This is a genomic window from Streptomyces sp. NPDC052496, from assembly GCF_040679095.1.
In the GTDB taxonomy this organism is placed as follows: domain Bacteria; phylum Actinomycetota; class Actinomycetes; order Streptomycetales; family Streptomycetaceae; genus Streptomyces.
In genome coordinates this window covers 91,231-113,470 of sequence record NZ_JBFAUH010000008.1, presented here as the reverse complement: position 1 = coordinate 113,470, position 22,240 = coordinate 91,231, and the positions used below count along the sequence as shown (strand labels likewise).

Annotated in this window: 18 protein-coding genes; 3 read left to right on the top strand and 15 right to left on the bottom strand. The window is 70.4% G+C overall.

Annotation, left to right across the window (positions count from 1 at the left end; genetic code table 11):
* Positions 1–125: 125 nt before the first annotated feature.
* The 14 genes from nuoN to AB0L45_RS13360 form a co-directional block, all read right to left on the bottom strand.
* Positions 126–1,778: an NADH-quinone oxidoreductase subunit NuoN gene (gene nuoN / locus AB0L45_RS13425; RefSeq protein WP_365839224.1), complete on the bottom strand. Its 1,653-nt coding sequence runs from the start codon at positions 1,776–1,778 to the stop codon at positions 126–128.
* Entirely contained in the window at positions 1,775–3,391 is a 1,617-nt protein-coding gene (locus AB0L45_RS13420; protein WP_365839222.1) for an NADH-quinone oxidoreductase subunit M, read from the bottom strand. Before AB0L45_RS13420 ends, nuoN begins: the two co-directional genes overlap by 4 nt.
* Positions 3,392–3,394: 3 nt before the next feature.
* Complete coding sequence (gene nuoL / locus AB0L45_RS13415) at positions 3,395–5,341, bottom strand: NADH-quinone oxidoreductase subunit L (RefSeq protein ID WP_365839220.1); 1,947 nt, start codon at positions 5,339–5,341, stop codon at positions 3,395–3,397.
* A 12-nt stretch (positions 5,342–5,353) separates the two neighbouring features.
* Positions 5,354–5,653 carry an NADH-quinone oxidoreductase subunit NuoK gene (gene nuoK / locus AB0L45_RS13410; protein WP_030022223.1) on the bottom strand — a complete coding sequence of 100 codons (300 nt, stop codon included), beginning with the start codon at positions 5,651–5,653 and terminating at the stop codon, positions 5,354–5,356.
* Positions 5,650–6,462, bottom strand: coding sequence for an NADH-quinone oxidoreductase subunit J (locus tag AB0L45_RS13405; RefSeq protein WP_365839218.1), 813 nt, complete (start codon positions 6,460–6,462; stop codon positions 5,650–5,652). The genes nuoK and AB0L45_RS13405 overlap by 4 nt, the downstream gene beginning before the upstream one ends.
* On the bottom strand, positions 6,459–7,106 hold the full coding sequence (gene nuoI / locus AB0L45_RS13400) for an NADH-quinone oxidoreductase subunit NuoI (RefSeq protein WP_365839216.1): 648 nt from the start codon (positions 7,104–7,106) through the stop codon (positions 6,459–6,461). The genes AB0L45_RS13405 and nuoI overlap by 4 nt, the downstream gene beginning before the upstream one ends.
* Positions 7,099–8,475, bottom strand: coding sequence for an NADH-quinone oxidoreductase subunit NuoH (gene nuoH / locus AB0L45_RS13395; protein ID WP_365839520.1), 1,377 nt, complete (start codon positions 8,473–8,475; stop codon positions 7,099–7,101). Before nuoH ends, nuoI begins: the two co-directional genes overlap by 8 nt.
* Positions 8,475–11,015: an NADH-quinone oxidoreductase subunit G gene (locus AB0L45_RS13390; RefSeq protein WP_365839214.1), complete on the bottom strand. Its 2,541-nt coding sequence runs from the start codon at positions 11,013–11,015 to the stop codon at positions 8,475–8,477. The genes nuoH and AB0L45_RS13390 overlap by 1 nt, the downstream gene beginning before the upstream one ends.
* Complete coding sequence (gene nuoF, locus AB0L45_RS13385) at positions 11,012–12,370, bottom strand: NADH-quinone oxidoreductase subunit NuoF (protein WP_365839212.1); 1,359 nt, start codon at positions 12,368–12,370, stop codon at positions 11,012–11,014. The genes AB0L45_RS13390 and nuoF overlap by 4 nt, the downstream gene beginning before the upstream one ends.
* Positions 12,367–13,215, bottom strand: a complete 849-nt coding sequence (nuoE, locus tag AB0L45_RS13380) for an NADH-quinone oxidoreductase subunit NuoE (protein WP_365839519.1) — start codon at positions 13,213–13,215, stop codon at positions 12,367–12,369. Before nuoE ends, nuoF begins: the two co-directional genes overlap by 4 nt.
* Before the next feature lie 17 nt (positions 13,216–13,232).
* Positions 13,233–14,555 (bottom strand): NADH-quinone oxidoreductase subunit D, encoded by a 1,323-nt coding sequence (locus AB0L45_RS13375; RefSeq protein WP_365839210.1) that lies wholly within the window; start codon positions 14,553–14,555, stop codon positions 13,233–13,235.
* The gene (locus tag AB0L45_RS13370) at positions 14,555–15,253 is read right to left on the bottom strand and encodes an NADH-quinone oxidoreductase subunit C (protein ID WP_365839517.1); all 699 of its coding nucleotides are present in this window, start codon (positions 15,251–15,253) and stop codon (positions 14,555–14,557) included. The genes AB0L45_RS13375 and AB0L45_RS13370 overlap by 1 nt, the downstream gene beginning before the upstream one ends.
* A gap of 134 nt (positions 15,254–15,387) precedes the next feature.
* Positions 15,388–15,942 carry an NADH-quinone oxidoreductase subunit B family protein gene (locus tag AB0L45_RS13365; protein ID WP_003984245.1) on the bottom strand — a complete coding sequence of 185 codons (555 nt, stop codon included), beginning with the start codon at positions 15,940–15,942 and terminating at the stop codon, positions 15,388–15,390.
* A 9-nt stretch (positions 15,943–15,951) separates the two neighbouring features.
* Positions 15,952–16,311 (bottom strand): NADH-quinone oxidoreductase subunit A, encoded by a 360-nt coding sequence (locus AB0L45_RS13360; RefSeq protein WP_030022241.1) that lies wholly within the window; start codon positions 16,309–16,311, stop codon positions 15,952–15,954.
* A gap of 780 nt (positions 16,312–17,091) precedes the next feature.
* On the opposite strand from AB0L45_RS13360, the gene AB0L45_RS13355 reads away from it, so the two are divergent.
* The 3 genes from AB0L45_RS13355 to AB0L45_RS13345 all read left to right on the top strand — a co-directional run bounded on the left by AB0L45_RS13355 (position 17,092) and on the right by AB0L45_RS13345 (position 21,045).
* Entirely contained in the window at positions 17,092–17,907 is an 816-nt protein-coding gene (locus AB0L45_RS13355; protein ID WP_365839208.1) for an NlpC/P60 family protein, read from the top strand.
* A 294-nt stretch (positions 17,908–18,201) separates the two neighbouring features.
* Positions 18,202–19,497 (top strand): hypothetical protein, encoded by a 1,296-nt coding sequence (locus AB0L45_RS13350; RefSeq protein WP_365839206.1) that lies wholly within the window; start codon positions 18,202–18,204, stop codon positions 19,495–19,497.
* A gap of 375 nt (positions 19,498–19,872) precedes the next feature.
* On the top strand, positions 19,873–21,045 hold the full coding sequence (locus tag AB0L45_RS13345; RefSeq protein WP_365839204.1) for a hypothetical protein: 1,173 nt from the start codon (positions 19,873–19,875) through the stop codon (positions 21,043–21,045).
* Here AB0L45_RS13345 and AB0L45_RS13340 read toward each other — a convergent pair.
* The gene (locus AB0L45_RS13340) at positions 20,966–22,225 is read right to left on the bottom strand and encodes a DUF418 domain-containing protein (RefSeq protein WP_365839202.1); all 1,260 of its coding nucleotides are present in this window, start codon (positions 22,223–22,225) and stop codon (positions 20,966–20,968) included. The genes AB0L45_RS13345 and AB0L45_RS13340 overlap by 80 nt on opposite strands.
* Between the last annotated feature and the right edge of the window lie 15 nt (positions 22,226–22,240).

Below are 22,240 nucleotides of genomic sequence, written 5' to 3'. Positions count from 1 at the left end.
CTCGCACGTTGCTCCAGGCCGCGCCGGTCTCCTTCGCCCGAGTGGCGCAACGGCCGCCGTCCGGCACCCCCGAAGGGGTACCGGACGGCGGCCGTGGAGCGTGTGCCGTACGCCGGCGGCGCCGCTCAGCGCACGAACACCCCCGCCTGACCCGCCAGGTCGAGGAAGTACTGCGGAGCCAGGCCCAGCACCAGCGTGACCGCGACACCGACCGCGATGGCCGTCATGGTCAGCGGGCTGGGCACCGCCACCGTCGGACCGTCCGCCTTCGGCTCGTCGAAGAACATCAGCACGATGACCCGGATGTAGAAGAACGCGGCGATGGCGGACGAGATCACACCGACCACGACCAGCCAGCCGGCGCCGCTCTCCGCCGCCGCCTTGAACACCGCGAACTTCCCGGCGAAGCCCGAGGTCAGCGGGATGCCGGCGAAGGCCAGCAGGAAGACCGCGAAGACCGCCGCGGTCAGCGGCGAGCGCCGGCCCAGCCCCGCCCACTTCGACAGGTGCGTCGCCTCGCCGCCCGCGTCCCGCACGAGCGTGACCACCGCGAACGCGCCGAGCGTCACGAAGGAGTACGCCGCCAGGTAGAACAGCACGGACGAGATGCCGTCCTGGTCGGCGGCGATCACACCGGCCAGGATGAACCCGGCGTGCGCGATGGAGCTGTACGCCAGCAGGCGCTTGATGTCGGTCTGGGTGATCGCGACGATCGCGCCGCCCAGCATGGTGACGATCGCGACGCCCCACATGACCGGCCGCCAGTCCCAGCGCAGCCCCGGCAGGACCACGTACAGCAGCCGCAGCAGCGCGCCGAACGCGGCGACCTTGGTGGCCGCCGCCATGAAGCCGGTCACCGGCGTCGGCGCGCCCTGGTAGACGTCCGGCGTCCACATGTGGAACGGCACCGCGCCGACCTTGAACAGCAGCCCCATCAGCACCAGCGCCGCGCCGATCAGCAGCAGCGCGTCGTTGCCCATGGTGTCGGCCAGCGCCGGGGTGATCTGCTTGGCGCCGTCGCTGACGACCTGCGCGATACCGGAGTACGTGACCGTGCCCGCGTACCCGTACAGCAGGGCGATGCCGAACAGCAGGAACGCGGAGGAGAACGCGCCGAGCAGGAAGTACTTCACCGCGGCTTCCTGCGACAGCAGCCGCTGGCGGCGGGCCAGCGCGCACAGGATGTACAGCGGGAGGGAGAAGACCTCCAGCGCGACGAAGAGGGTCAGCAGGTCGTTGGCGGCGGGGAAGACCAGCATCCCGCCGACCGCGAACAGCGCGAGCGGGAACACCTCGGTGGTGGTGAACCCGGCCTTGACCGCGGCCCGTTCGGCGTCGCCGCCGGGCACCGCGGCGGCCTGCGCCGCGAAGGAGTCCACCCTCCTGCCGTGCGCGGCCGGATCGAGCCGGCGCTCGGCGAAGGTGAACGTGGCGACCAGCGCCACCAGCAGGATCGTGCCCTGGAGGAAGAGCGCCGGGCCGTCCACGGCGATGGCGCCCATCGCCGCGATCTTCGCCTTGGTGGTGCCGAAGCCGCCCGCCGCCAGCCCCACGACGGCCGCGAACCCGGCGGCCAGCGCCAGCACGGACAGCAGCAGCTGCGCGTAGTACCGGCTGCGCCGCGGCAGGAACGCCTCCAGGACGATGCCGACGACCGCGGCCCCCAGCACGATCAGCGCCGGGGCCAGCTGGGCATACTCGATCTTCGGCGCCGGGATCTTGGCCGGTGCCTCGGCCGCAATGGTCCACAGGCTGTGGACGCTCGCCACGGAACTCACTTCGCGGCCTCCGCATCTGCCTTCACGGCTACGTCGGGGCGGGGATCGTGCTGGTCGACGACGGACAGGGTGTGGTCCACCGCCGGGTTGACGAGGTCCGTCAGCGGCTTGGGGTAGACACCGAGGAACAGCAGCAGCGCGATCAGCGGGGCGACGACCGCCAGCTCCCGCGCCTTGAGATCGGGCATCGCCCGCACCTCGGCCTTGACCGGGCCGGTCATGGTCCGCTGGTAAAGGACCAGGACGTACAGCGCGGCGAGCACGATGCCCACGGTGGCCACGATGCCCACGACCGGGTACCGGCTGAACGTACCGACCAGCACCAGGAATTCACTGACGAACGGCGCCAGGCCCGGCAGCGACAGCGTCGCCAGACCACCGACCAGGAACGTGCCGGCCAGCACCGGCGCGACCTTCTGCACCCCGCCGTAATCGGCGATCAGCCGCGAGCCGCGCCGCGAGATCAGGAACCCGGCGACCAGCATCAGCGCCGCCGTCGAGATGCCGTGGTTGACCATGTACAGCGTCGCGCCGCCCTGGCCCTGGCTCGTCATGGCGAAGATGCCCATGATGATGAAGCCGAAGTGCGAGAGGGAGGCGTACGCGATCAGGCGCTTGATGTCGCGCTGGCCGACCGCGAGCAGCGCCCCGTACAGGATGCTGATCAGCGCGAGGACCAGGATCGCCGGTGTCGCCCAGCTGCTGGCCTCCGGGAAGAGCTGGAGGCAGAAGCGCAGCATCGCGAACGTGCCGACCTTGTCGACCACCGCGGTGATCAGTACGGCCACCGGCGCCGTGGACTCGCCCATCGCGCCCGGCAGCCAGGTGTGCAGCGGCCACAGCGGCGCCTTCACCGCGAAGGCGAAGAAGAAGCCGAGGAACAGCAGCCGTTCGGTGCCGGTGCCCAGCGCCAGCTCGCCGTCCGCGCGGGCCTGGACGATCTCCGTCAGGGAGAACGTGCCGCTGCCGAGCTGGTCGGCGGTGGCCGCGTACAGCCCGATCACCGCGGCCAGCATGATCAGTCCGCCGGCCAGGTTGTAGAGCAGGAACTTCACGGCGGCCTGCGAGCGCAGCGTCGCACTGCGCTCCTCGCCGCCCGCCCCGGCCCGGTCCCCGAAGCCGCCGATGAGGAAGTACATCGGGATGAGCATGGCTTCGAAGAAGATGTAGAAGAGGAAGACGTCGGTGGCCTCGAAGGAGATGACCACCATCGCCTCGACGGCGAGGATCAGCGCGAAGAAGCCCTGGGTGGGCCGCCACCGCCGGTCGGGCACCGGGGATTCCAGGGGATCGGCGTCGCGCCAGCCCGCCAGGATGACGAACGGGACCAGCAGCGCGGTCAGCGCGATCAGCGCCACCGCGATGCCGTCCACGCCCAGCTCGTAGCGGACCCCGAAGTCCTTGATCCAGGAGTGCGACTCGGTGAGCTGGAACGGGCCCTTCGCGCCCGTGTCGAAGCGGACCGCGACCACCGCGGCCGACACCAGGGTGGCCAGCGAGAAGAGCAGCGCCAGCCACTTGGCGGCGGTGCGCCGGGCGGCGGGCACCGCGGCGGTGGCGATGGCGCCGATCGCCGGGACCGCCGCGGTGGCCGTCAGAAGGGGAAACGACATGGCTCAGACACCCCTCATCAGCAGGGTCGCGGCGATCAGTACGGCCGCACCGCCCAACATCTGTACCGCGTACGAGCGGGCGAAGCCGTTCTGCACCTGGCGCAGCCGGCCGGAGAGGCCGCCCATCGACGCCGCCGTGCCGTTGACCGCGCCGTCCACGACGGAGTGGTCCAGCTGGACCAGCGCTCGGGTCAGCTCCCCGCCGCCGCGCACCAGGACGACATGGTTGAAATCGTCCTGAAGCAGGTCGCGGCGGGCCGCCCGGGTCAGCAGCGAGCCGCGCGGGGCGACGGCCGGCACCGGCTTGCGGCCGTACTGGAGGTAGGCCAGCGCGACGCCGAGGACCATCACCACGATCGTGGCGGTGGTGATCGCCGTGGCGCTCAGCGGCGGGTGCCCGTGGTCGAAGGAGGTGACCGGCTCCAGCCACGTCACGAACGCCTCGTTGATGCTGAACAGTCCGCCCGCGAACACCGATCCGACGGCCAGCAGGATCATCGGGATCGTCATGGACCTGGGCGACTCGTGCGGGTGCGGTGGGGTGTACTCGCCCCGCGTTTCGGCCGCGGGCTCCACCGACGGTTCGGCGGGCGACGGGGTCGGCGCCTTGCGCCAGCGCTCCTCGCCGAAGAACGTCATCAGCATCACCCGCGTCATGTAGAACGCGGTGATCGCGGCGCCCAGCAGGGCCGCGCCGCCGAGGATCCAGCCCTCGGTGCCGCCCTTGGCGAACGCCGCCTCGATGATCTTGTCCTTGGAGAAGAAGCCGGACAGCCCGGGGAAGCCGATGATGGCCAGATAGCCCAGGCCGAAGGTGATGAAGGTGACGGGCATGTACCTGCGCAGGCCGCCGTAGCGGCGCATGTCCACCTCGTCGTTCATCCCGTGCATCACCGAACCGGCGCCGAGGAACAGGCCCGCCTTGAAGAAGCCGTGGGTGACCAGGTGCATGATCGCGAAGGCGTAGCCGATCGGGCCGAGGCCCGCGGCCAGGATCATGTAGCCGATCTGCGACATCGTCGAGCCCGCCAGGGCCTTCTTGATGTCGTCCTTCGCGCAACCGACGATCGCACCGAACAGCAGCGTCACCGCGCCGACCACCACCACGGCGGTCTGCGCGGCCGGCGCGTCGTTGAAGATCGCCCCGGACCGGGTGATCAGGTAGACGCCGGCGGTCACCATCGTCGCCGCGTGGATCAGGGCCGAGACCGGGGTCGGGCCCTCCATCGCGTCGCCGAGCCAGGACTGGAGCGGGACCTGCGCCGACTTGCCGCAGGCGGCGAGCAGCAGCATCACGCCGATGGCGGTCAGCTTGCCCTCGGACGTCTCCCCTGCCGCGCCCAGCACCGGTCCGAACGCGAACGTCCCGAACGTGGTGAACATCAGCATGATCGCGATGGACAGGCCGACGTCACCGACGCGGTTGACCAGGAACGCCTTCTTCGCCGCCGTCGCCGCGCTGGGCTTGTGCTGCCAGAAGCCGATGAGCAAGTACGAGGCCAGGCCCACGCCCTCCCAGCCGACGTAGAGCAGCAGGTAGTTGTCGGCGAGGACGAGCAGCAGCATGGCCGCGAGGAACAGATTCAGGTAGCCGAAGAAACGGCGGCGCCGCTCGTCGTGCTCCATGTAGCCGATCGAGTAGATGTGGATCAGCGATCCGACACCGGTGATCAGCAGGACGAACGTCATGGACAGCTGGTCGAGCTGGAAGGCCACGTCCGCCTGGAAGCCGCCCACCGGGATCCAGCTGAACAGGTGCTGGTGCAGGGTACGGTGCTCGGCGTCGCGGCCCAGCAGCTCCGTGAACAGGGGGACGGCCAGGGCGAAGGACGCCAGCGCGAACAGCGTGCCGAGCCAGTGCCCGGCCCGGTCCAGTCTCCTGCCCCCGCACAGCAGCAGGGCCGCGCCGGCCAGGGGGGCCGCGACGAGCAGGGCGATCAAGTTCTCCACGTTTACGACCCCTTACAGCTTCATCAGGCTGGCGTCGTCGACCGAGGCCGTGTGGCGGGTGCGGAAGATGGACACGATGATCGCCAGGCCCACCACGACCTCGGCCGCGGCGACGACCATCGTGAAGAACGCGATGATCTGGCCGTCCAGGTTTCCGTGCATCCGCGAGAACACCACGAAGGCGAGGTTGCAGGCGTTGAGCATCAGCTCGATGCACATGAACACCACGATGGCGTTCCGCCTGATCAGCACCCCGGCCGCGCCGATGGTGAACAACAGGGCGGCGAGGTAGAGGTAGTTGACCGGGTTCATCGCTTCGCCTCCTCGCTGCGGCCCAGCCACTCTTCGGAGCGCTGCTCCAGCGCCTTCAGTTCCTCCAGCGACTCGCCGGAGACGTCACGGATCTGGCCGCGCTCGCGCAGCGTGGCGTTGACGGTCAGCTCGGACGGGGTGCCGTCGGGGAGCAGGCCGGGGACGTCCACGGCGTTGTGCCGGGCGTAGACGCCGGGGGCGGGGAGCGGCACCACGTGCGTGCCGTCCTTGATCCGCTGCTCCGACTGCTCGCGCTGGGTCTTCGCGCGCTCCGTGCGCTCCCGGTGCGTCAGGACCATCGCGCCGACCGCCGCCGTGATCAGCAGCGCGCCGGTGACCTCGAAGGCGAAGACGTACTTGGTGAAGATCAGCGCCGCCAGGCCCTGCACATTGCCCCCGGCGTTGGCCTCACCGAGCCCGTTGAAGTGCCGGAGCGAGGCGTTGCCGAGGCCGGCGACGAGCAGGATGCCGAAGCCGAGTCCGCAGGCGGCGGCCAGCCAGCGCTGGCCCTTGAGCGTCTCCTTGAGGGAGTCGGCCGCCGTGACGCCGACCAGCATGACCACGAAGAGGAACAGCATCATGATCGCGCCGGTGTAGACGACGATCTGCACGATGCCGAGGAAGTACGCGCCGTTGGCGAGGTAGAACACCGCAAGGATGATCATGGTGCCGGCCAGCGACAGGGCGCTGTGCACGGCGCGCTTGAGCAGGATCGTGCACAGCGCGCCGAGCACCGCGACGGTACCGAGGATCCAGAACTGCACCGCCTCGCCGGTGGACGCCGCGGCGGCCAGAGAGGTCGTCGTCACCGGGTCACCTCCCGGGCCGCGGGCTCGTCGGGTCCGAAGGTGGACGCGGCCTCCTGGGGCGCCGCAGTGTCCGTGCCGCCCTCGCCCCCGGCCGTCTCGCCCTTGGACACGGCCACCTGCCGCACCGTGCCCGGCGCGGCCTCGGTCACCAGGCCGCGGTAGTAGTCCTTCTCCGTCATCCCGGGGTAGATGGCGTGTGGGGAGTCGACCATCGTGTCCTCCAGCCCCGCGAGCAGCTCTTCCTTGGTGTAGATGAGCGATTCGCGGGTCCGGTCGGCGAGTTCGTACTCGTTGGTCATGGTCAGCGCGCGGGTGGGGCACGCCTCCACGCACAGGCCGCACAGGATGCAGCGCAGGTAGTTGATCTGGTAGACGCGGCCGTAGCGCTCGCCGGGGCTGTAGCGCTCCTCGTCCGTGTTGTCGGCGCCCTCGACGTAGATCGCGTCGGCCGGGCAGGCCCAGGCGCACAGCTCGCAGCCGACGCACTTCTCCAGCCCGTCCGGGTGCCGGTTGAGCTGGTGGCGGCCGTGGAAGCGCGGCGCCGTCGGTTTCTTCTCCTCCGGATACTGCTCGGTCAGCCGCTTCTTGAACATGGCCTTGAAGGTCACGCCGAAGCCGGCCACGGGGTTCTGGAAGTCAGGCACCGTCGCCCCCCTTTCCGTCCTTGTCGGTTCGGTCACTGACAGTGTCCACCCCGCCACTGACAATCAGCTCCCGGTCACGGCGAGGCCGTCGCCGGGGCACGGGTGGCAGGGTCTGTCCGGGCAGTGGCGGTACGGGGAAGCCGCCCGCCATCGGGTCGAACACCGGCTCCTCGGCCGGCTCCTCCTTCTCGCCCCGCCGGAAGAAGTCCGCGACGAGCGAGATCAGCAGCACGGCGACGGCCGCTCCGGCGACGTACAGCACGATCTGCTGGAAGTCGTAGCCCTCGTTCTTCAGGGCCCGTACGGTCGCGACGAGCATCAGCCAGACCATCGAGACCGGGATGAGGACCTTCCACCCCAGCTTCATGAACTGGTCGTAGCGCACGCGGGGCAGCGTGCCGCGCAGCCAGATGAAGAAGAACAGCAGCAGCTGCACCTTGATGACGAACCAGAGCAGCGGCCACCAGCCGTGGTTGGCGCCCTCCCAGAACGTGCTGACCGGGTACGGGGCCCGCCAGCCGCCCAGGAAGAGCGTCACCGCGACCGCCGAGACGGTCACCATGTTGATGTACTCGGCGAGCATGAACATCGCGAACTTGATCGACGAGTACTCGGTGTTGAAGCCGCCGACCAGGTCGCCCTCGGACTCCGGCATGTCGAACGGCGCGCGGTTGGTCTCGCCCACCATGGCGACGATGTAGATGATGAAGGAGACCGGCAGCAGCAGCACGTACCACCTGTCGTGCTGGGCCTCCACGATCGTCGAGGTCGACATCGACCCGCTGTAGAGGAAGACCGCCGCGAAGGACAGGCCCATCGCGATCTCGTAGGAGACCATCTGCGCGCACGAGCGCAGGCCGCCGAGCAGCGGGTACGTCGAGCCGGACGACCAGCCGGCCAGCACGATGCCGTAGATGCCGACGGAGGCCGTGGCCAGGATGTACAGCACGCCGATCGGCAGGTCGGTGAGCTGCATCGTGGTGCGCTGGCCGAAGATCGAGATCTCGTTCCCGGCCGGTCCGAAGGGGATCACCGCGACGGCCATGAAGGCCGGTACGGCCGCCACGACCGGCGCGAGCACGTACACCGCCTTGTCGGCCCGCTTGACGACCAGGTCCTCCTTGAGCATCAGCTTGATGCCGTCCGCGAGGGACTGGAGCATGCCCCAGGGGCCGTGCCGGTTCGGGCCGATGCGCAGCTGCATCCACGCGACGACCTTGCGTTCCCAGACGATCGAGAAGAGCACGGTCAGCATCAGGAACGCGAAGCAGAAGACCGCCTTGACGACGACCAGCCACCACGGGTCGTGCCCGAACATCGACAGGTCTTCCTGGGCCAGCGCGCTGCCGGACAGCGCCAGGTGCTGCATCACGCGTCCACCTCCTCGACCGGTCCGGCCGCCGTACCGGGCGTACCGGACGGCTCACCGGCCCCGGCCGCCGGCGCGACCTTCACCAACTCCCCGGGCCGCGCGCCCGTATCGGCGGTGACCCCGCCGCCCACCGAGTTCATCGGCAGCCACACCACCCGGTCGGGCATCGGAGTGACCGCCAGCGGCAGCCGTACGGACCCGGCGGGCCCGGTGACCGCCAGCAGGTCGCCGTCCTTGACGCCGGTCTCCTCGGCGGTGGCCGCCGACATCCGGGCCACGGCCGCGTGCCGCGTACCAGCCAGCGCCTCGTCGCCGTCCTGCATCCGCCCCTGGTCGAGCAGCAGCCGGTGGCCGGCCAGCACGGCCTCGCCGGGCTCCGGCCGGGGCAGTGCGCGCCCGGTCTCCACCGGGTCGGCGGCGTACGTGCCGCCCCACGTCCCCAGGGCGGCCAGCTCGCGCCGTACCGCCCGTACGTCGGGCAGCGCCAGGCGGACGTCCATCGCGTCGGCGAGCATGTGCAGCACCCGGGTGTCCGGGAGCAGGTGGCGCCGGGTCAGCTGGTCCGGTTTGAGCGCGGCCTCGAACGGCCGGGCCCGGCCCTCCCAGTTGAGGAAGGTCCCGGACTTCTCGACGACCGCGGCGACCGGCAGGACGACGTCCGCGCGTTCCGTGACGGCCGAGGGCCGCTGCTCCAGGCTCACCAGGAAGCCCACCGAGTCGAGTGCCTCCAGGGCCCGCGCCGGGTCCGGCAGGTCCGCCGGGTCGACGCCCGCCACCAGGAGGGCGCTCAGTTCCCCGGCGGCCGCGGCGGCCACGATCTGGCCGGTGTCGCGGCCGTGCCGCTGCGGCAGACCGGCGACGCCCCAGGCGGCGGCGACCTCGTCGCGGGCGCGCGGGTCGGTCGCCGGGCGGCCGCCCGGCAGCAGCCCGGGCAGCGCGCCCGCCTCGACGGCACCGCGCTCACCGGCCCGCCGGGGAATCCACACCAGCCGGGCCCCGGTCGCGGCGGCGGCCCGTACGGCCGCCGTCAGCGCGCCCGGCACCGCGGCCAGCCGCTCACCGACGACGATCACCGCTCCCGCGCCGCGCAGCGCTTCCGCGGCGGCCTGCCCCCCGCCTTCCAGTCCGACGCCGCCGGCCAGCGCGTCCAGCCACTCCGTCTCCGTGCCGGGCGCGGCGGGCAGCAGCGTGCCGCCCGCCTTGACCAGGCCGCGCGTCGCGTAGGGCGCGAGCCCGAAGGTGCGCTGGCCGCGCTTGCGGTGGGCCTTGCGCAGCCGCAGGAAGACGCCGGGCGCCTCCTCCTCCGCCTCGATCCCGGCGAGGAGGACGGCCGGCGCCTTCTCCAGGTCGGTGTACGTGACGGATCCGGCACCGTCCAGGTCACGCCCCCGCCCGGCGACCCGCGCCGCCAGGAAGTCGGCCTCCTCGGCGCTGTGCGCCCGGGCCCGGAAGTCGATGTCGTTGGTGTCGAGGGCGACCCGCGCGAACTTGGCGTAGGCGTACGCGTCCTCGACGGTCAGCCGGCCGCCGGTCAGCACGCCGGTCCGCCCCCTGGCGGCACCCAGCCCGCGCGCCGCCGCCTCCAGGGCCTCCGGCCAGCTCGCCGTGACCAGTTCGCCGGTCTCCGCGTCCCGCACCATCGGGTGCTCCAGCCGGTCGCGCTGCTGCGCGTACCGGAAGGCGAAGCGTCCCTTGTCGCAGACCCACTCCTCGTTGACCTCGGGGTCCTCGGCCGCGAGCCGCCGCATGACCTTGCCGCGGCGGTGGTCCGTACGGGTCGCGCAGCCGCCCGCGCAGTGTTCGCAGACGCTCGGCGAGGACACCAGGTCGAAGGGGCGCGACCGGAAGCGGTACGCGGCCGAGGTGAGCGCGCCGACCGGGCAGATCTGGATGGTGTTGCCGGAGAAGTACGACTCGAACGGGTCGCCCTCGCCCGTGCCGACCTGCTGGAGCGCGCCCCGCTCGATCAGTTCGATCATCGGGTCGCCCGCCACCTGGTTGGAGAAGCGGGTGCAGCGCGCGCACAGCACGCACCGTTCGCGGTCCAGCAGCACCTGCGTCGAGATCGGCACCGGCTTGGCGAAGGTGCGCTTCCTGCCCTCGAAGCGGGTGTCGGCCTGTCCGGCGGACATCGCCTGGTTCTGGAGCGGGCACTCGCCGCCCTTGTCGCAGACCGGGCAGTCCAGCGGGTGGTTGATCAGCAGCAGCTCCATCACGCCGCGCTGCGCCTTCTCGGCGACGGGCGAGGTGAGCTGCGACTTGACCACCATGCCGTCGGTGCAGGTGATGGTGCAGGAGGCCATCGGCTTGCGCTGGCCCTCCACCTCCACGATGCACTGGCGGCAGGCGCCTGCGGGGTCGAGCAGCGGGTGGTCGCAGAAGCGCGGGATCTCGATGCCGAGGAGTTCGGCGGCCCGGATGACCAGCGTCCCCTTGGGGACGGAGATCTCGATGCCGTCGATCGTCAGCGTGACGAGGTCTTCGGGCGGTACGGCCGCCCCGCCGGCCCCGGTGGGGGCGTCGCTGGTGACGGTCATGCGTTCACCCCCAAGTGAGCGTCGGTGTCGGCCCAGGCGGTCGACCTGGCGGGGTCGAACGGGCAGCCCTTGCCGGTGATGTGCTGCTCGTACTCGGCGCGGAAGTACTTCAGCGAGGAGAAGATGGGCGAGGCGGCGCCGTCGCCGAGCGCGCAGAAGGACTTGCCGTTGATGTTGTCGGCGATGTCGTTGAGCTTGTCGAGGTCGCTCATCCGGCCCTTGCCGGCCTCGATGTCGCGCAGCAGCTGGACGAGCCAGTAGGTGCCCTCACGGCAGGGCGTGCACTTGCCGCAGGACTCGTGCGCGTAGAACTCGGTCCAGCGGGTGACGGCCCGTACGACGCAGGTGGTCTCGTCGAAGCACTGGAGCGCCTTGGTGCCGAGCATCGAGCCGGCGGCGCCGACGCCTTCGTAGTCCAGCGGCACGTCGAGGTGCTCGTCGGTGAACATCGGCGTGGAGGAGCCGCCGGGCGTCCAGAACTTCAGCCGGTGGCCAGGGCGCATCCCGCCGCTCATGTCGAGGAGCTGGCGCAGCGTGATGCCCAGCGGGGCCTCGTACTGGCCGGGGTTGGCGACATGGCCGCTGAGCGAGTACAGCGTGAAGCCCGGGGACTTCTCGCTGCCCATCGTCCTGAACCAGTCCTTGCCCTTGTTCATGATGGCGGGAACCGAGGCGATGGACTCGACGTTGTTGACGACAGTGGGGCAGGCGTACAGGCCCGCCACCGCCGGGAAGGGAGGACGCAGCCGGGGCTGTCCGCGACGGCCCTCCAGGGAGTCCAGCAGCGCGGTCTCCTCGCCGCAGATGTACGCGCCCGCGCCCGCGTGCACGACGACGTCCAGGTCCAGGCCCGAGCCGAGGATGTCGCGGCCGAGATAGCCCGCCTCGTAGGCCTCCCGGACGGCCTCGTGCAACCGCCGCAGGACGGGCACGACTTCACCGCGCAGGTAGATGAAGGCGTGGTGCGACCGGATCGCGTGACACGCGATGACGATGCCCTCGATCAGGGAGTGCGGATTGGCGAAGAGCAGCGGGATGTCCTTGCAGGTGCCCGGCTCCGACTCGTCGGCGTTGACGACGAGGTAGTGCGGCTTGCCGTCACCCTGCGGGATGAACTGCCACTTCATTCCGGTGGGGAAACCGGCGCCGCCGCGGCCGCGCAGCCCGGCGTCCTTGACGTACGCGATCACGTCGTCCGGCGGCATCGCGAGGGCCTTGCGCATGCCCTCGTAGCCCTCGTGCCGCAGGTAGGTCTCCAGCGTCCAGGAGTCCGGCTGGTCCCAGAAGGCGGACAGTACGGGCGCGAGCAGCTTTTCCGGGTTGGCCTTGCTGACCTCGGCGGCCACGGTCATCACTCCCCCTCCTCGGCGGTGGGTCCAGCGGGGTGCGAAGGGTCGGAGGCCGAGGTGTCGCGCGGCGCGTCGTGCGAGCTGGGGTGGGTGGCCGGTGCCTCGCCCGGTGCCCGCCCGGCGTGCTCGCCCTCGGCGGGGCCCGCGCCCCGCTGCGGTACGACGTGGTCGGCGGAGCCCGCGCCCGGTACGGCCTCGCCCTTGGCCAGCCGCAGCCCCACCAGCGAGGCGGGCCCGGCCCCGCCGGTGGCCTCGACCGCGCCGGGCCGCTGGTCGGGGAACCCGGCGAGGATGCGGGCCGTTTCCTTGTACGTGCACAGCGGCGCGCCCCGGGTCGGCGCGACGGTCCGGCCTGCCCGCAGGTCGTCCACGAGCTGCTTGGCGCTGTCCGGCGTCTGGTTGTCGAAGAACTCCCAGTTGACCATCACGACGGGCGCGAAGTCGCAGGCCGCGTTGCACTCGATGTGCTCCAGCGTGACCTTGCCGTCCTCGGTGGTCCCGCCGTTGCCGACGCCCAGGTGCTGCTGGAGCGTCTCGAAGATCGCGTCGCCGCCCATCACCGCGCACAGGGTGTTGGTGCACACCCCGACCTGGTAGTCGCCGCCGGGCCCGCGCCGGTACATCGAGTAGAAGGTGGCGACCGCCGTGACCTCCGCCGTCGTCAGGTCCAGCAGCTCCGCGCAGAACCGGACGCCGGTACGGGTGACGTGGCCCTCCTCCGCCTGGACGAGGTGCAGCAGCGGCAGCAGCGCGGAGCGCGCGCCCGGGTAGCGGGCGATCACCTCCTTGGCGTCCGCTTCGAGCCGGGCCCTGACCTCGGCGGGATAGTCGGGGGCGGGGAGCTGCGGCATCCCCAAACTGACGTCTGTCACCGGTCGACGCCTCCCATCACGGGGTCGATGGACGCGACGGCGACGATGACGTCGGCCACCTGGCCGCCTTCGCACATCGCCGCCATGGCCTGGAGGTTGGTGAAGGACGGGTCGCGGAAGTGCACCCGGTAGGGGCGGGTGCCGCCGTCGCTGACGGCGTGCACGCCCAGCTCGCCCTTGGGGGACTCCACGGCCGCGTACGCCTGGCCGGGCGGCACCCGGAAGCCTTCCGTCACCAGCTTGAAGTGGTGGATCAGGGCCTCCATCGAGGTCCCCATGATTTTTTTGATGTGGTCGAGCGAGTTGCCGAGCCCGTCCGGGCCCATGGCCAGCTGGGCGGGCCAGGCGATCTTCTTGTCGCCGACCATCACCGGGCCCGGGGCCAGCCGGTCCAGGCACTGTTCGACGATGCGCAGCGACTGGCGCATCTCCTCCAGGCGGATCAGGAAGCGCCCGTAGGAGTCACAGGTGTCGGCGGTCGGCACCTCGAAGTCGTAGTGCTCGTAGCCGCAGTACGGCTGGGTCTTGCGCAGGTCGTGCGGGAGCCCGGCGGAGCGCAGCACCGGTCCGGTGGCGCCGGTGGCCAGGCAGCCGGCCAGGTCGAGGTAGCCGATGTCCTGCATGCGGCCCTTGAAGACCGGGTTGCCGGTGGCGAGCTTGTCGTACTCGGCCAGGTTCTTGCGCATCTTCTTCACGAACTCGCGCACCTGGTCGACCGCGCCGGGCGGCAGGTCCTGGGCGAGCCCGCCGGGCCGGATGTACGCGTGGTTCATCCGCAGGCCGGTGATCAGCTCGTAGATGTCCAGGATCAGCTCGCGGTCCCGGAACCCGTAGATCATGATCGTGGTGGCGCCCAGCTCCATGCCGCCGGTGGCGATGGCCACCAGGTGGGAGGAGAGCCGGTTCAGCTCCATCAGCATCACGCGGATGACGGAGGCCCGTTCCGGTACGTCGTCGGTGATGCCGAGCAGCTTCTCGACGGCCAGGCAGTAGGCCGTCTCGTTGAAGAACGGCGTCAGGTAGTCCATCCGGGTGACGAAGGTGGTGCCCTGCGTCCAGGTACGGAATTCGAGGTTCTTCTCGATCCCCGTGTGCAGGTAGCCGATGCCGCAGCGGGCCTCGGTGACGGTCTCCCCGTCGATCTCCAGGATCAGCCGCAGCACGCCGTGCGTGGACGGGTGCTGGGGGCCCATGTTGACGACGATCCGCTCGTCGTCGGCGCGGGCCGCGGCGGCCGCGATCTCGTCCCAGTCGCCGCCGGTGACCGTGTAGACGGTGCCCTCGGTCGTCTCCCGAGGGGTCGCATGGCTGGTGGACATCAGGTGTACGACCTCCGCTGGTCGGGAGCCGGGATCTGGGCGCCCTTGTACTCGACGGGGATGCCGCCGAGCGGGTAGTCCTTGCGCTGCGGGAAGCCCTGCCAGTCGTCCGGCATCATGATCCGGGTGAGCGCCGGGTGGCCGTCGAAGACCAGGCCGAAGAAGTCGTACGTCTCGCCCTCGTGCCAGTCGTTGGTCGGGTAGACGCTCACGAGGGACGGCACGTGCGGGTCGGCGTCCGGCGCGGAGACCTCCAGGCGGATCAGCCGGTTGTGGGTGATCGAGCGCAGGTGGTAGACGGCGTGCAGCTCGCGGCCCTTGTCGCCGGGGAAGTGCACCCCGCTGACGCCGGTGCACAGTTCGAAGCGGAGCGCCGGGTCGTCGCGCAGGGTCTTCGCGACGGCCGGCAGGAACTCCCGCTCGATGTGGAAGGTCAGCTCACCGCGGTCGACGACCGTCTTCTCGATGACGTTCTCGGGGACCAGCCCCTGCTCGTCCAGCGCGCCTTCCAGCTCGTCCGCGACCTCGTCGAACCAGCCGCCGTACGGGCGGGACGAGGCGCCCGGCATCCGTACGGTCCGTACGAGCCCGCCGTACCCGGAGGTGTCGCCTGCGCCGCTCGCGCCGAACATGCCGCGGCGGGTGCCGATCACCTCGCCGTGGTCGCCGCGCTGGCCGGGGAGGTTCTGCGCGTTCAGGTCCTGGTCGGGGTTGACCCCGTCGGGCCCCTTGGCCGCCCCGGTCCCGCCGTCGCCGTTGACACCGCCAGTGCCGTCGGTGCCACCGTTGCCGCCGGGCCCCTTGGTGCCGCCCGTTCCCTTGGTGCCGTCGCTCACCGCAGCAGCCCCTTCATCTCGATCGTCGGGAGCGCCTTGAGCGCCGCTTCCTCCGCCTCGCGGGCCGCCTGCCGCTGGTTGACCCCGAGCTTGGAGCTCTGGATCTTCTGGTGCAGCTTGAGGATGGCGTCCATCAGCATTTCGGGGCGCGGCGGGCAGCCGGGCAGGTAGATGTCCACCGGGACGATGTGGTCGACGCCCTGGACGATCGCGTAGTTGTTGAACATCCCGCCCGACGAGGCGCAGACACCCATCGAGATGACCCATTTCGGGTTCGGCATCTGGTCGTAGACCTGCCGCAGTACGGGCGCCATCTTCTGGCTGACCCGGCCGGCCACGATCATCAGGTCCGCCTGGCGCGGTGAGCCGCGGAAGACCTCCATGCCGAAGCGGGCGAGGTCGTAGCGCCCGGCGCCGGTCGTCATCATCTCGATGGCGCAGCAGGCGAGGCCGAAGGTGGCGGGGAAGACCGATGACTTGCGCACCCAGCCCGCGGCCTGTTCGACGGTGGAAAGCAGAAAGCCGCTCGGCAGCTTCTCTTCAAGTCCCATTGATGGCCCCTAGTCCCATTCCAGGCCGCCCCGACGCCATACGTAGGCGTAGGCGACGAAGACGGTGAGCGCGAAGAGGAGCATCTCCACGAGCCCGAAAAGCCCGAGCGCGTCGAAGGTGACGGCCCAGGGGTAGAGGAAGACGATCTCGATATCGAAAATGATGAAGAGCATCGCCGTGAGGTAGTACTTGATCGGAAATCGACCGCCGCCGGCCGGCTGCGGCGTGGGCTCGATTCCGCATTCGTACGCCTCTAGCTTCGCCCGGTTGTAGCGCTTGGGTCCGACGAGCGTGGCCATCACGACAGAGAAGATCGCAAAGCCTGCCCCGAGGGCTCCCAGTACGAGGATGGGCGCGTAAGCGTTCACCGTCCTCGCTCCCTTCAGTCGACGATGACTGGATGGCGGTCCGCCCGGTCCCGCGTACCGGCCCCACGAAGATCGCGCCTATGTGAGGCAGTTCACAAGCCCGAGCCGCCTGCATCTTATGCCCGCTGGTCTGTGATCTGCGACACGGGGTGCGACAACGCCTTTGTGATCTCCACCACCTGACGCCCGGTCATGTGGTCGGATGAGCGTCGATCTTCGTACGGGAAGCACGCGGATGATCACTGGAGGTGACATTTTGCAGCGTTGCCCCTGGTCAGCGTGGGGTCGCCGCTATCAAGAGGTGGGGGATGCAAGCAAATTGGCGTAGCGCTCCGTCAACTGCTAGGGCCGCACGGCCCGCTGGCGGAGGCCGGTCGGCGGCCGGCCGGCGTGACCGATCCGAGATCGCCGTGACCGTCCCGAGACCGTCGTGACCGTCCCGTGATCGCCGGTACGTGCTCACGTTCACGAGCACACCCACCCCTGCGGCATCACGGGAACATAACGGGCACTCACGAGTGACCTATCCCACGCGGCTTGCCGTCTTGAATGCTTGACCTTCGGGAAGCCTTGGCGCGGCGGATCAGTAGGTGATAAGCGCCCTCCGGGCGCGCATCGGCCCGTAAATGCCATGCGTAAGAACATGATCACGAGATTCGGACCGCCCGCCGCCCGGCCACCGTCCGGCGAAAAGTCCCTTTTATTCATCGCGTACGCGTCAAGTGTGGTGCACACCACCTTTGTTGGCAGCAACCTGTGGCTCCTGATAGCCGTGGTGCCATGTCCCCGAACGCAGTCATACCCAGCCACCGGAAGCCCCGCCGTTCCGCGTCCTCGCGGGCACTGCGCGCAGGGGTCACCGGTGGCATCATCACCCTGGCGGTGACCGGCGCGAGCATGCCCGCCGGCGCCGCGGAGAAGCCCGTCTCCGAGACCCAGGAAATGCCGACCATCACGTCGGCACTGGCGACCAGCCTGGCCAAGAGCGCGGACACCGCCCAGCAGATGGCGCTGGACTACGAGCGCCAGGCCGCGCAGGACACCGCCACCGCCGAAGCCACCGAGGCCGCCACCAAGGCCAAGGACGAGGCCGACCGCAAGGCCGCGGCCGAGAAGAAGGCCGAAGAGGCCCGCAAGGCCAAGGAGAAGGCCGACCAGGAGCGCGCCTCCCGCTCCTCCGAGCGCACCTCGCTGCGCTCCCTGTCCGCCGCGTCCGCGGACTCCCCCGTCTCCGGCGCGACCGGCAGCACCGCCTCCCTGATCAGCTTCCTGCGCGCGCAGATCGGCAAGTCCTACGTGCTCGGCGCCTCGGGCCCGTCCGCGTACGACTGCTCCAGCCTGGTGCAGGCCGCGTACCGCACCATCAACATCGACCTGCCGCGCACCTCGCAGCCGCAGTCCACCACCGGGCGCCAGGTGGGCCTGGACAACCTCCAGGTCGGAGACATCCTGTACTGGGGCAGCGCGGGCAGCGCGTACCACGTCGCCGTCTACTCCGGTAACGGCAACTTCATCGGTGCCCAGAACTCCAGCACCGGCATCGTGGAGAAGCCGCTGAGCTACAGCCAGCCGACCGGCGCGGTCCGCGTCCTGTAGGTCGCCCCCCCACGCACGGCCGAGGGCCGCCGTTCCCACCGCTCGGGAACGGCGGCCCTCGTGCGTTGCGCGCGCAAAGTTCCGGCGCATCTCGGGTAATTCCTGATATGGCGCCCCATCATCGGATAAGCGGCCGTCGTCCATTCGATGAAGAGACGCCCGTTCGGCACAACTACCGTAACGACTCTGTCCCAGTTGTACCTCTCGCCGTACTCATCCCTTCCGCCCCGCAATGCCCGCATCCTCATTTCTCCGGCACCGGACGGCGGCTGACGAGAGGAAGCACTTACTTATATGAAAATCCACCGTGCCCATATCTTTAGGGCTGTCGCCTGGACGGTGACGGCGACCGCACTTGCCTCCACTCTCAGCCTGGGCCCGGTCCATGCCACCGAGCCTGCCTGCCCGCCGGCCGAACCGCAGCAGAAGCCCGCCCCTACCTGTCCCGCACCGTCCGCCGACAAGCAGGCGGCGAAGAAGCAGGCCGCCAAGAAGCAGGCGGCAAAAAAGCAAGCTGCCAAGAAGCAGGCCGCGAAGAAGCAGGCAGCGAAGAAGCAGGCGGCCGAGCGGGAGGCCGCCAGGAAACAGGCCGCCGAACGGGAGGCTGCCCGGAAACAAGCCGCCGAGCGGGAAGCCGCGAGGAAGCAGGCCGCCGAGAAGCAGGCGGCGAAGAAGCAAGCCGCGAAGAAGCCGCGCCCCAAGAAGCAGGCCGCGCGCAAGCAGACCACCAAGAGGCCGCCGGGCTGTCCCCCGTGCCAGACCGCGCCCAAGAAGCAGGCCGCGAAGAAGCCCAGCACGAAGAAGCCCAGCACGAAAAAGCCTTCTGCCAAGAAGCCGTCGGCCCAGGACCCTTCGGCACAGCGGCCCCCGGCGGCGAAGCGGCCCCCGGCCAAGCGCCCGCCCGCCAAGCGGCCGCCCGCCAAGAAGCCCCCGGCCCAGAAGAAGCAGCTGAAGAAGGACCACGGCTGGAGCTGGGAAGGGCTCTACATCGACGCCGCCGACCTGCGCAAGGTCAATGTCTTTCTCGCCCGCGCCAAAAAAGCCGAACGCACCATCAGCCCCCAGGTCCGCAGCATCGCGCGCAGGACCAACGCCACCATGGTCGGTTTCGACAACCGTCTGAGGTCGCCGGATTCGGTCAAGCGCGCGGTGGCCCGCACCATGCAGGGCAATCCCACCATGACCGCGGACGAGGCCCTGGGCAGGATCAACGACTCCGTCCGCTACATCCTCCAGTGGCCGGACAAGTCCTACGTCAAGGGCGTCAAGGACACCACCAAACTGCTGGAAGTCTGGAAGAACGACAATCTCCGCTGGTCCAACACCTGGGCCCGCCCGCGCGGTTACAAAGGCATCAACACCGCCTGGCGGGCGAACAATTCCGGTCATCCGTACGAGCTCCAGTTCCACACCCCGAAGAGCCGGGCCGCGCAGCGGAAGAGCCGGGCCCTGTACGAGGAGGCCCACAGCCCCCGGGCGACCTCCCAGCGCCGGGCGCAGCTCCAGGGTCAGATGAACAGGATCTACGCCACGGTTCCCTGCCCCGCGGGATCCCAGCTCCTCAACGGCCCGCGCCGCCGCTCCACATAACGCCCGAAGCCCCTGCTGGTCACCGGGTCGCGGATTTCCACGACCCGGTGAGCCGCGACGCGGTGCGCCCCGTGCCTTTATTTAAGAACCGGGGGGGGAGAACTGACCAACCTTCCCCCCTGCCCCCATTTTCGGTTTGTCACCTGATCAGGTGACGGGCTCGCTTGCGGGGGCCGAGAGGCTGTACGTTCGCGCCACAGTCCAAAAAAACGGCCCCCGGCGGGAGTGCAATCCCATTGCCGAGGGCCTGTCAGAGGAAGAAGCCCCTTCCTCATGACCTCATCAAGAGGAAGCAGGACCTTCCCCATGACTCGACCCGAGTCTAACGCGCGCCTCTGCCCCACCGCTGCCGTTCCGACACGTCCGCCCTCCGGGGTGTTCCACGTCCGGCACCACTACGACATCGAGTACCTGACCGTCGGCACGCATCTCCCTCTGAACACGCAGATCTCCTCCTCCGCCTGCGGCTACGCCGTACGCATCCAGGCCATGCCCGACGGCGCCTCCGTCAGCGCCCGGAAGCTCGCCGAGATCTTCAAGGAGAGCGAGTACATGATCGCGCGCGCTCTCCGGGAGCTGGAGGCGGCGGGCTACCTGGTCCGGGAGAAGGTGCGCATCGAGGGCCAGCGCATCATCACGGTGACCACGTTCTACGAGCACCCGGACGACCGGCTGCTCCCGTCCGTGCCGGCGGCGACGGCCGTACGGAAAGCGGCGCCCGTACGGGTGCCGGTGGCGGCGCCCGTGCCCGTACCGATGCCGGTGGCCACGCCCGTACCGGTGCTGGATGCGACGCCCGTACCGGTACCGGAATCGACTCCCGTACCGGCACCGCCGCTCCCCCCGGAGCCGCCGGCCGCGCCCGCCCCCGCGCCCCGCCCACAGCCTGTGGACACCCCCGAGCCCCCACAGACCGCACCCGAAGCCCCCAAGGCACCCGCGGCCCCCAAGCCGCCCAAAACCACCAAGGGCCCCAAAGCCCCCAAAGCCCCGGCGGCACCTCCCACCTTCACCCCCACCCCGGTCACCGACCTCCTCTCCGGCCTGCGGCTCGTCGACGCGCGGCTGACGCTCTCCGTACGCGATGTGCTCCGCCTGGCCCCGGCCGTCTCGGCCTGGCTGGACCGTGGCGTCCCCCCGGCACACGTCGTCCGTACGCTCACCTCGGCCCTTCCCGCCGGCGCCATCTTCCGCCCGGCCGCGCTCCTGGAGCACCGCCTGACCGAGTGGCTGCCGCCGCCCCTTCCCGTCCGGCCCGCCGAACAGCCGGTGCGCGCGCCCGCGGGCGCCATGACGCGGGACTGCCAGTTCTGCGGCCTCCCCTTCGCGGATCCACCCGCCTCCTCCCAAGACCGGCCGGCCTCGTCCACGTCCCTGGTCCGCTGCCCCCGCTGCCGTACGGCCGAGACGTGGACGGCGGCGGCGCCCCGGCCGGCCGCACTGCGCAACCTCCAGGCACCCGTCCGCCTCAGGACCGGAGCAGCCGCTTCTGGACGGACTCCAGCGGCCCGTACGAGAAGCGCCGCAGCCACAGCCGCGCCCCGGTGAACAGCACCAGGCACACCGTCGCCCACAGGCCGATCACCCACCACGGCCCCGCGTCCGCCCACCGCGCGGCCAGGCCCAGGCCGATGCCGTAACAGGCCAGCACGCACAGCGCGTTCTGGAGGACGTAGCAGGACAGGGCCGTGCGGCCGATCGCGGTGAGCCCGGCGGTCAGCGGGCCCGGCCTGCGCACACGGTCGACGATCAGGCCGACGAGGCCCAGGTAGCCGACGGCGACGACGGGTGCGGCCCCGTACCGGGCCACCAGGGCCCAGTCCGCCCCGGCCGCCACCGCGGCGACGTTGAGCGGGACGCCGACACCCAGGCCCCAGCCGCACATCCGGCGCCGGATGCGCCGCCCGTCCGCGTCCGGGCGGAAGGCGCCCGCCCGGTACAGCCGTACGCCGAGATGAAAGAGAAAGACGAGCAGTGCAAAGGAGATGACGGGTTCCAGGCGCAGCGCGATCGCGTTCTGCAGACGGAAAGCGATCTGCTCCGCGTAACTCCCCTCCGCGTACAACGCGACGACCCGCGCGCCGGCACCCCCGGAGCCCGCCCCGCCCCCGCCCCCGGCGCTCCCGGCCGCAGCGGCAACCGTCAGCAGCCCCAACAGCACCAGGTGCACCCCGCCCGCCACCCACATCAGCACCCGCCGCGTGCGCGCGGTACGCGTCAGCTGCCAGGCCACCAGGAGGGCGACGACCGCGTACCCCATCAGCACGTCCCACGCGAAGACGAGGACGAAATGCACCGTTCCCTCGGCGAAGAGGAACAGGGCCCGCCACTTGTAGCGGCCGGGCCACGTGCGGCCGCGCTTGGCGGCGGACTGGAACTGGATGGCGAGTCCGACGCCGAACAGAATCGTCAGCATCGACAGGAACTTGCCGTCCGCGACGAACCGGAAGGCTCCTTCCACGGCCCCGGCCCACGAGGCACCGAACGACGCGGCGGTGAGGTTCCCGCTGACCACGCCCCACTCCGCGCCCGGCGCCGCGAAGATCCAGACGTTGGTCATCAGCGTCCCCAGGATCGCCACCCCGCGCAGCACATCCAACAACGCCAACCGCCCGGCCGGCCCCACCCCCACCACACCATCCGCGCCACTGCCCCCCGGCGCCTCCGGCACACCGGCCCCGCCGGCCGTTCCCGCCGTCCCCGGCGCAGTCCCCACTGTCTCCGCCACGCCGCCTCCCTCCCC

What these genes read in the sequence shown, in the direction of transcription:
- nuoH (WP_365839520.1), bottom strand. Translation starts at nt 8,475, where the DNA reads ATGCAGCACCTGGCGCTGTCCGGCAGCGCGCTGGCCCAGGAAGACCTG.
- AB0L45_RS13365 (WP_003984245.1), bottom strand. Translation starts at nt 15,942, where the DNA reads ATGGGACTTGAAGAGAAGCTGCCGAGCGGCTTTCTGCTTTCCACCGTC.
- AB0L45_RS13420 (WP_365839222.1), bottom strand. Translation starts at nt 3,391, where the DNA reads ATGTCGTTTCCCCTTCTGACGGCCACCGCGGCGGTCCCGGCGATCGGC.
- AB0L45_RS13355 (WP_365839208.1), top strand. Translation starts at nt 17,092, where the DNA reads ATGTCCCCGAACGCAGTCATACCCAGCCACCGGAAGCCCCGCCGTTCC.
- AB0L45_RS13350 (WP_365839206.1), top strand. Translation starts at nt 18,202, where the DNA reads ATGAAAATCCACCGTGCCCATATCTTTAGGGCTGTCGCCTGGACGGTG.
- AB0L45_RS13375 (WP_365839210.1), bottom strand. Translation starts at nt 14,555, where the DNA reads ATGTCCACCAGCCATGCGACCCCTCGGGAGACGACCGAGGGCACCGTC.
- nuoE (WP_365839519.1), bottom strand. Translation starts at nt 13,215, where the DNA reads ATGCCGCAGCTCCCCGCCCCCGACTATCCCGCCGAGGTCAGGGCCCGG.
- AB0L45_RS13390 (WP_365839214.1), bottom strand. Translation starts at nt 11,015, where the DNA reads ATGACCGTCACCAGCGACGCCCCCACCGGGGCCGGCGGGGCGGCCGTA.
- nuoK (WP_030022223.1), bottom strand. Translation starts at nt 5,653, where the DNA reads ATGAACCCGGTCAACTACCTCTACCTCGCCGCCCTGTTGTTCACCATC.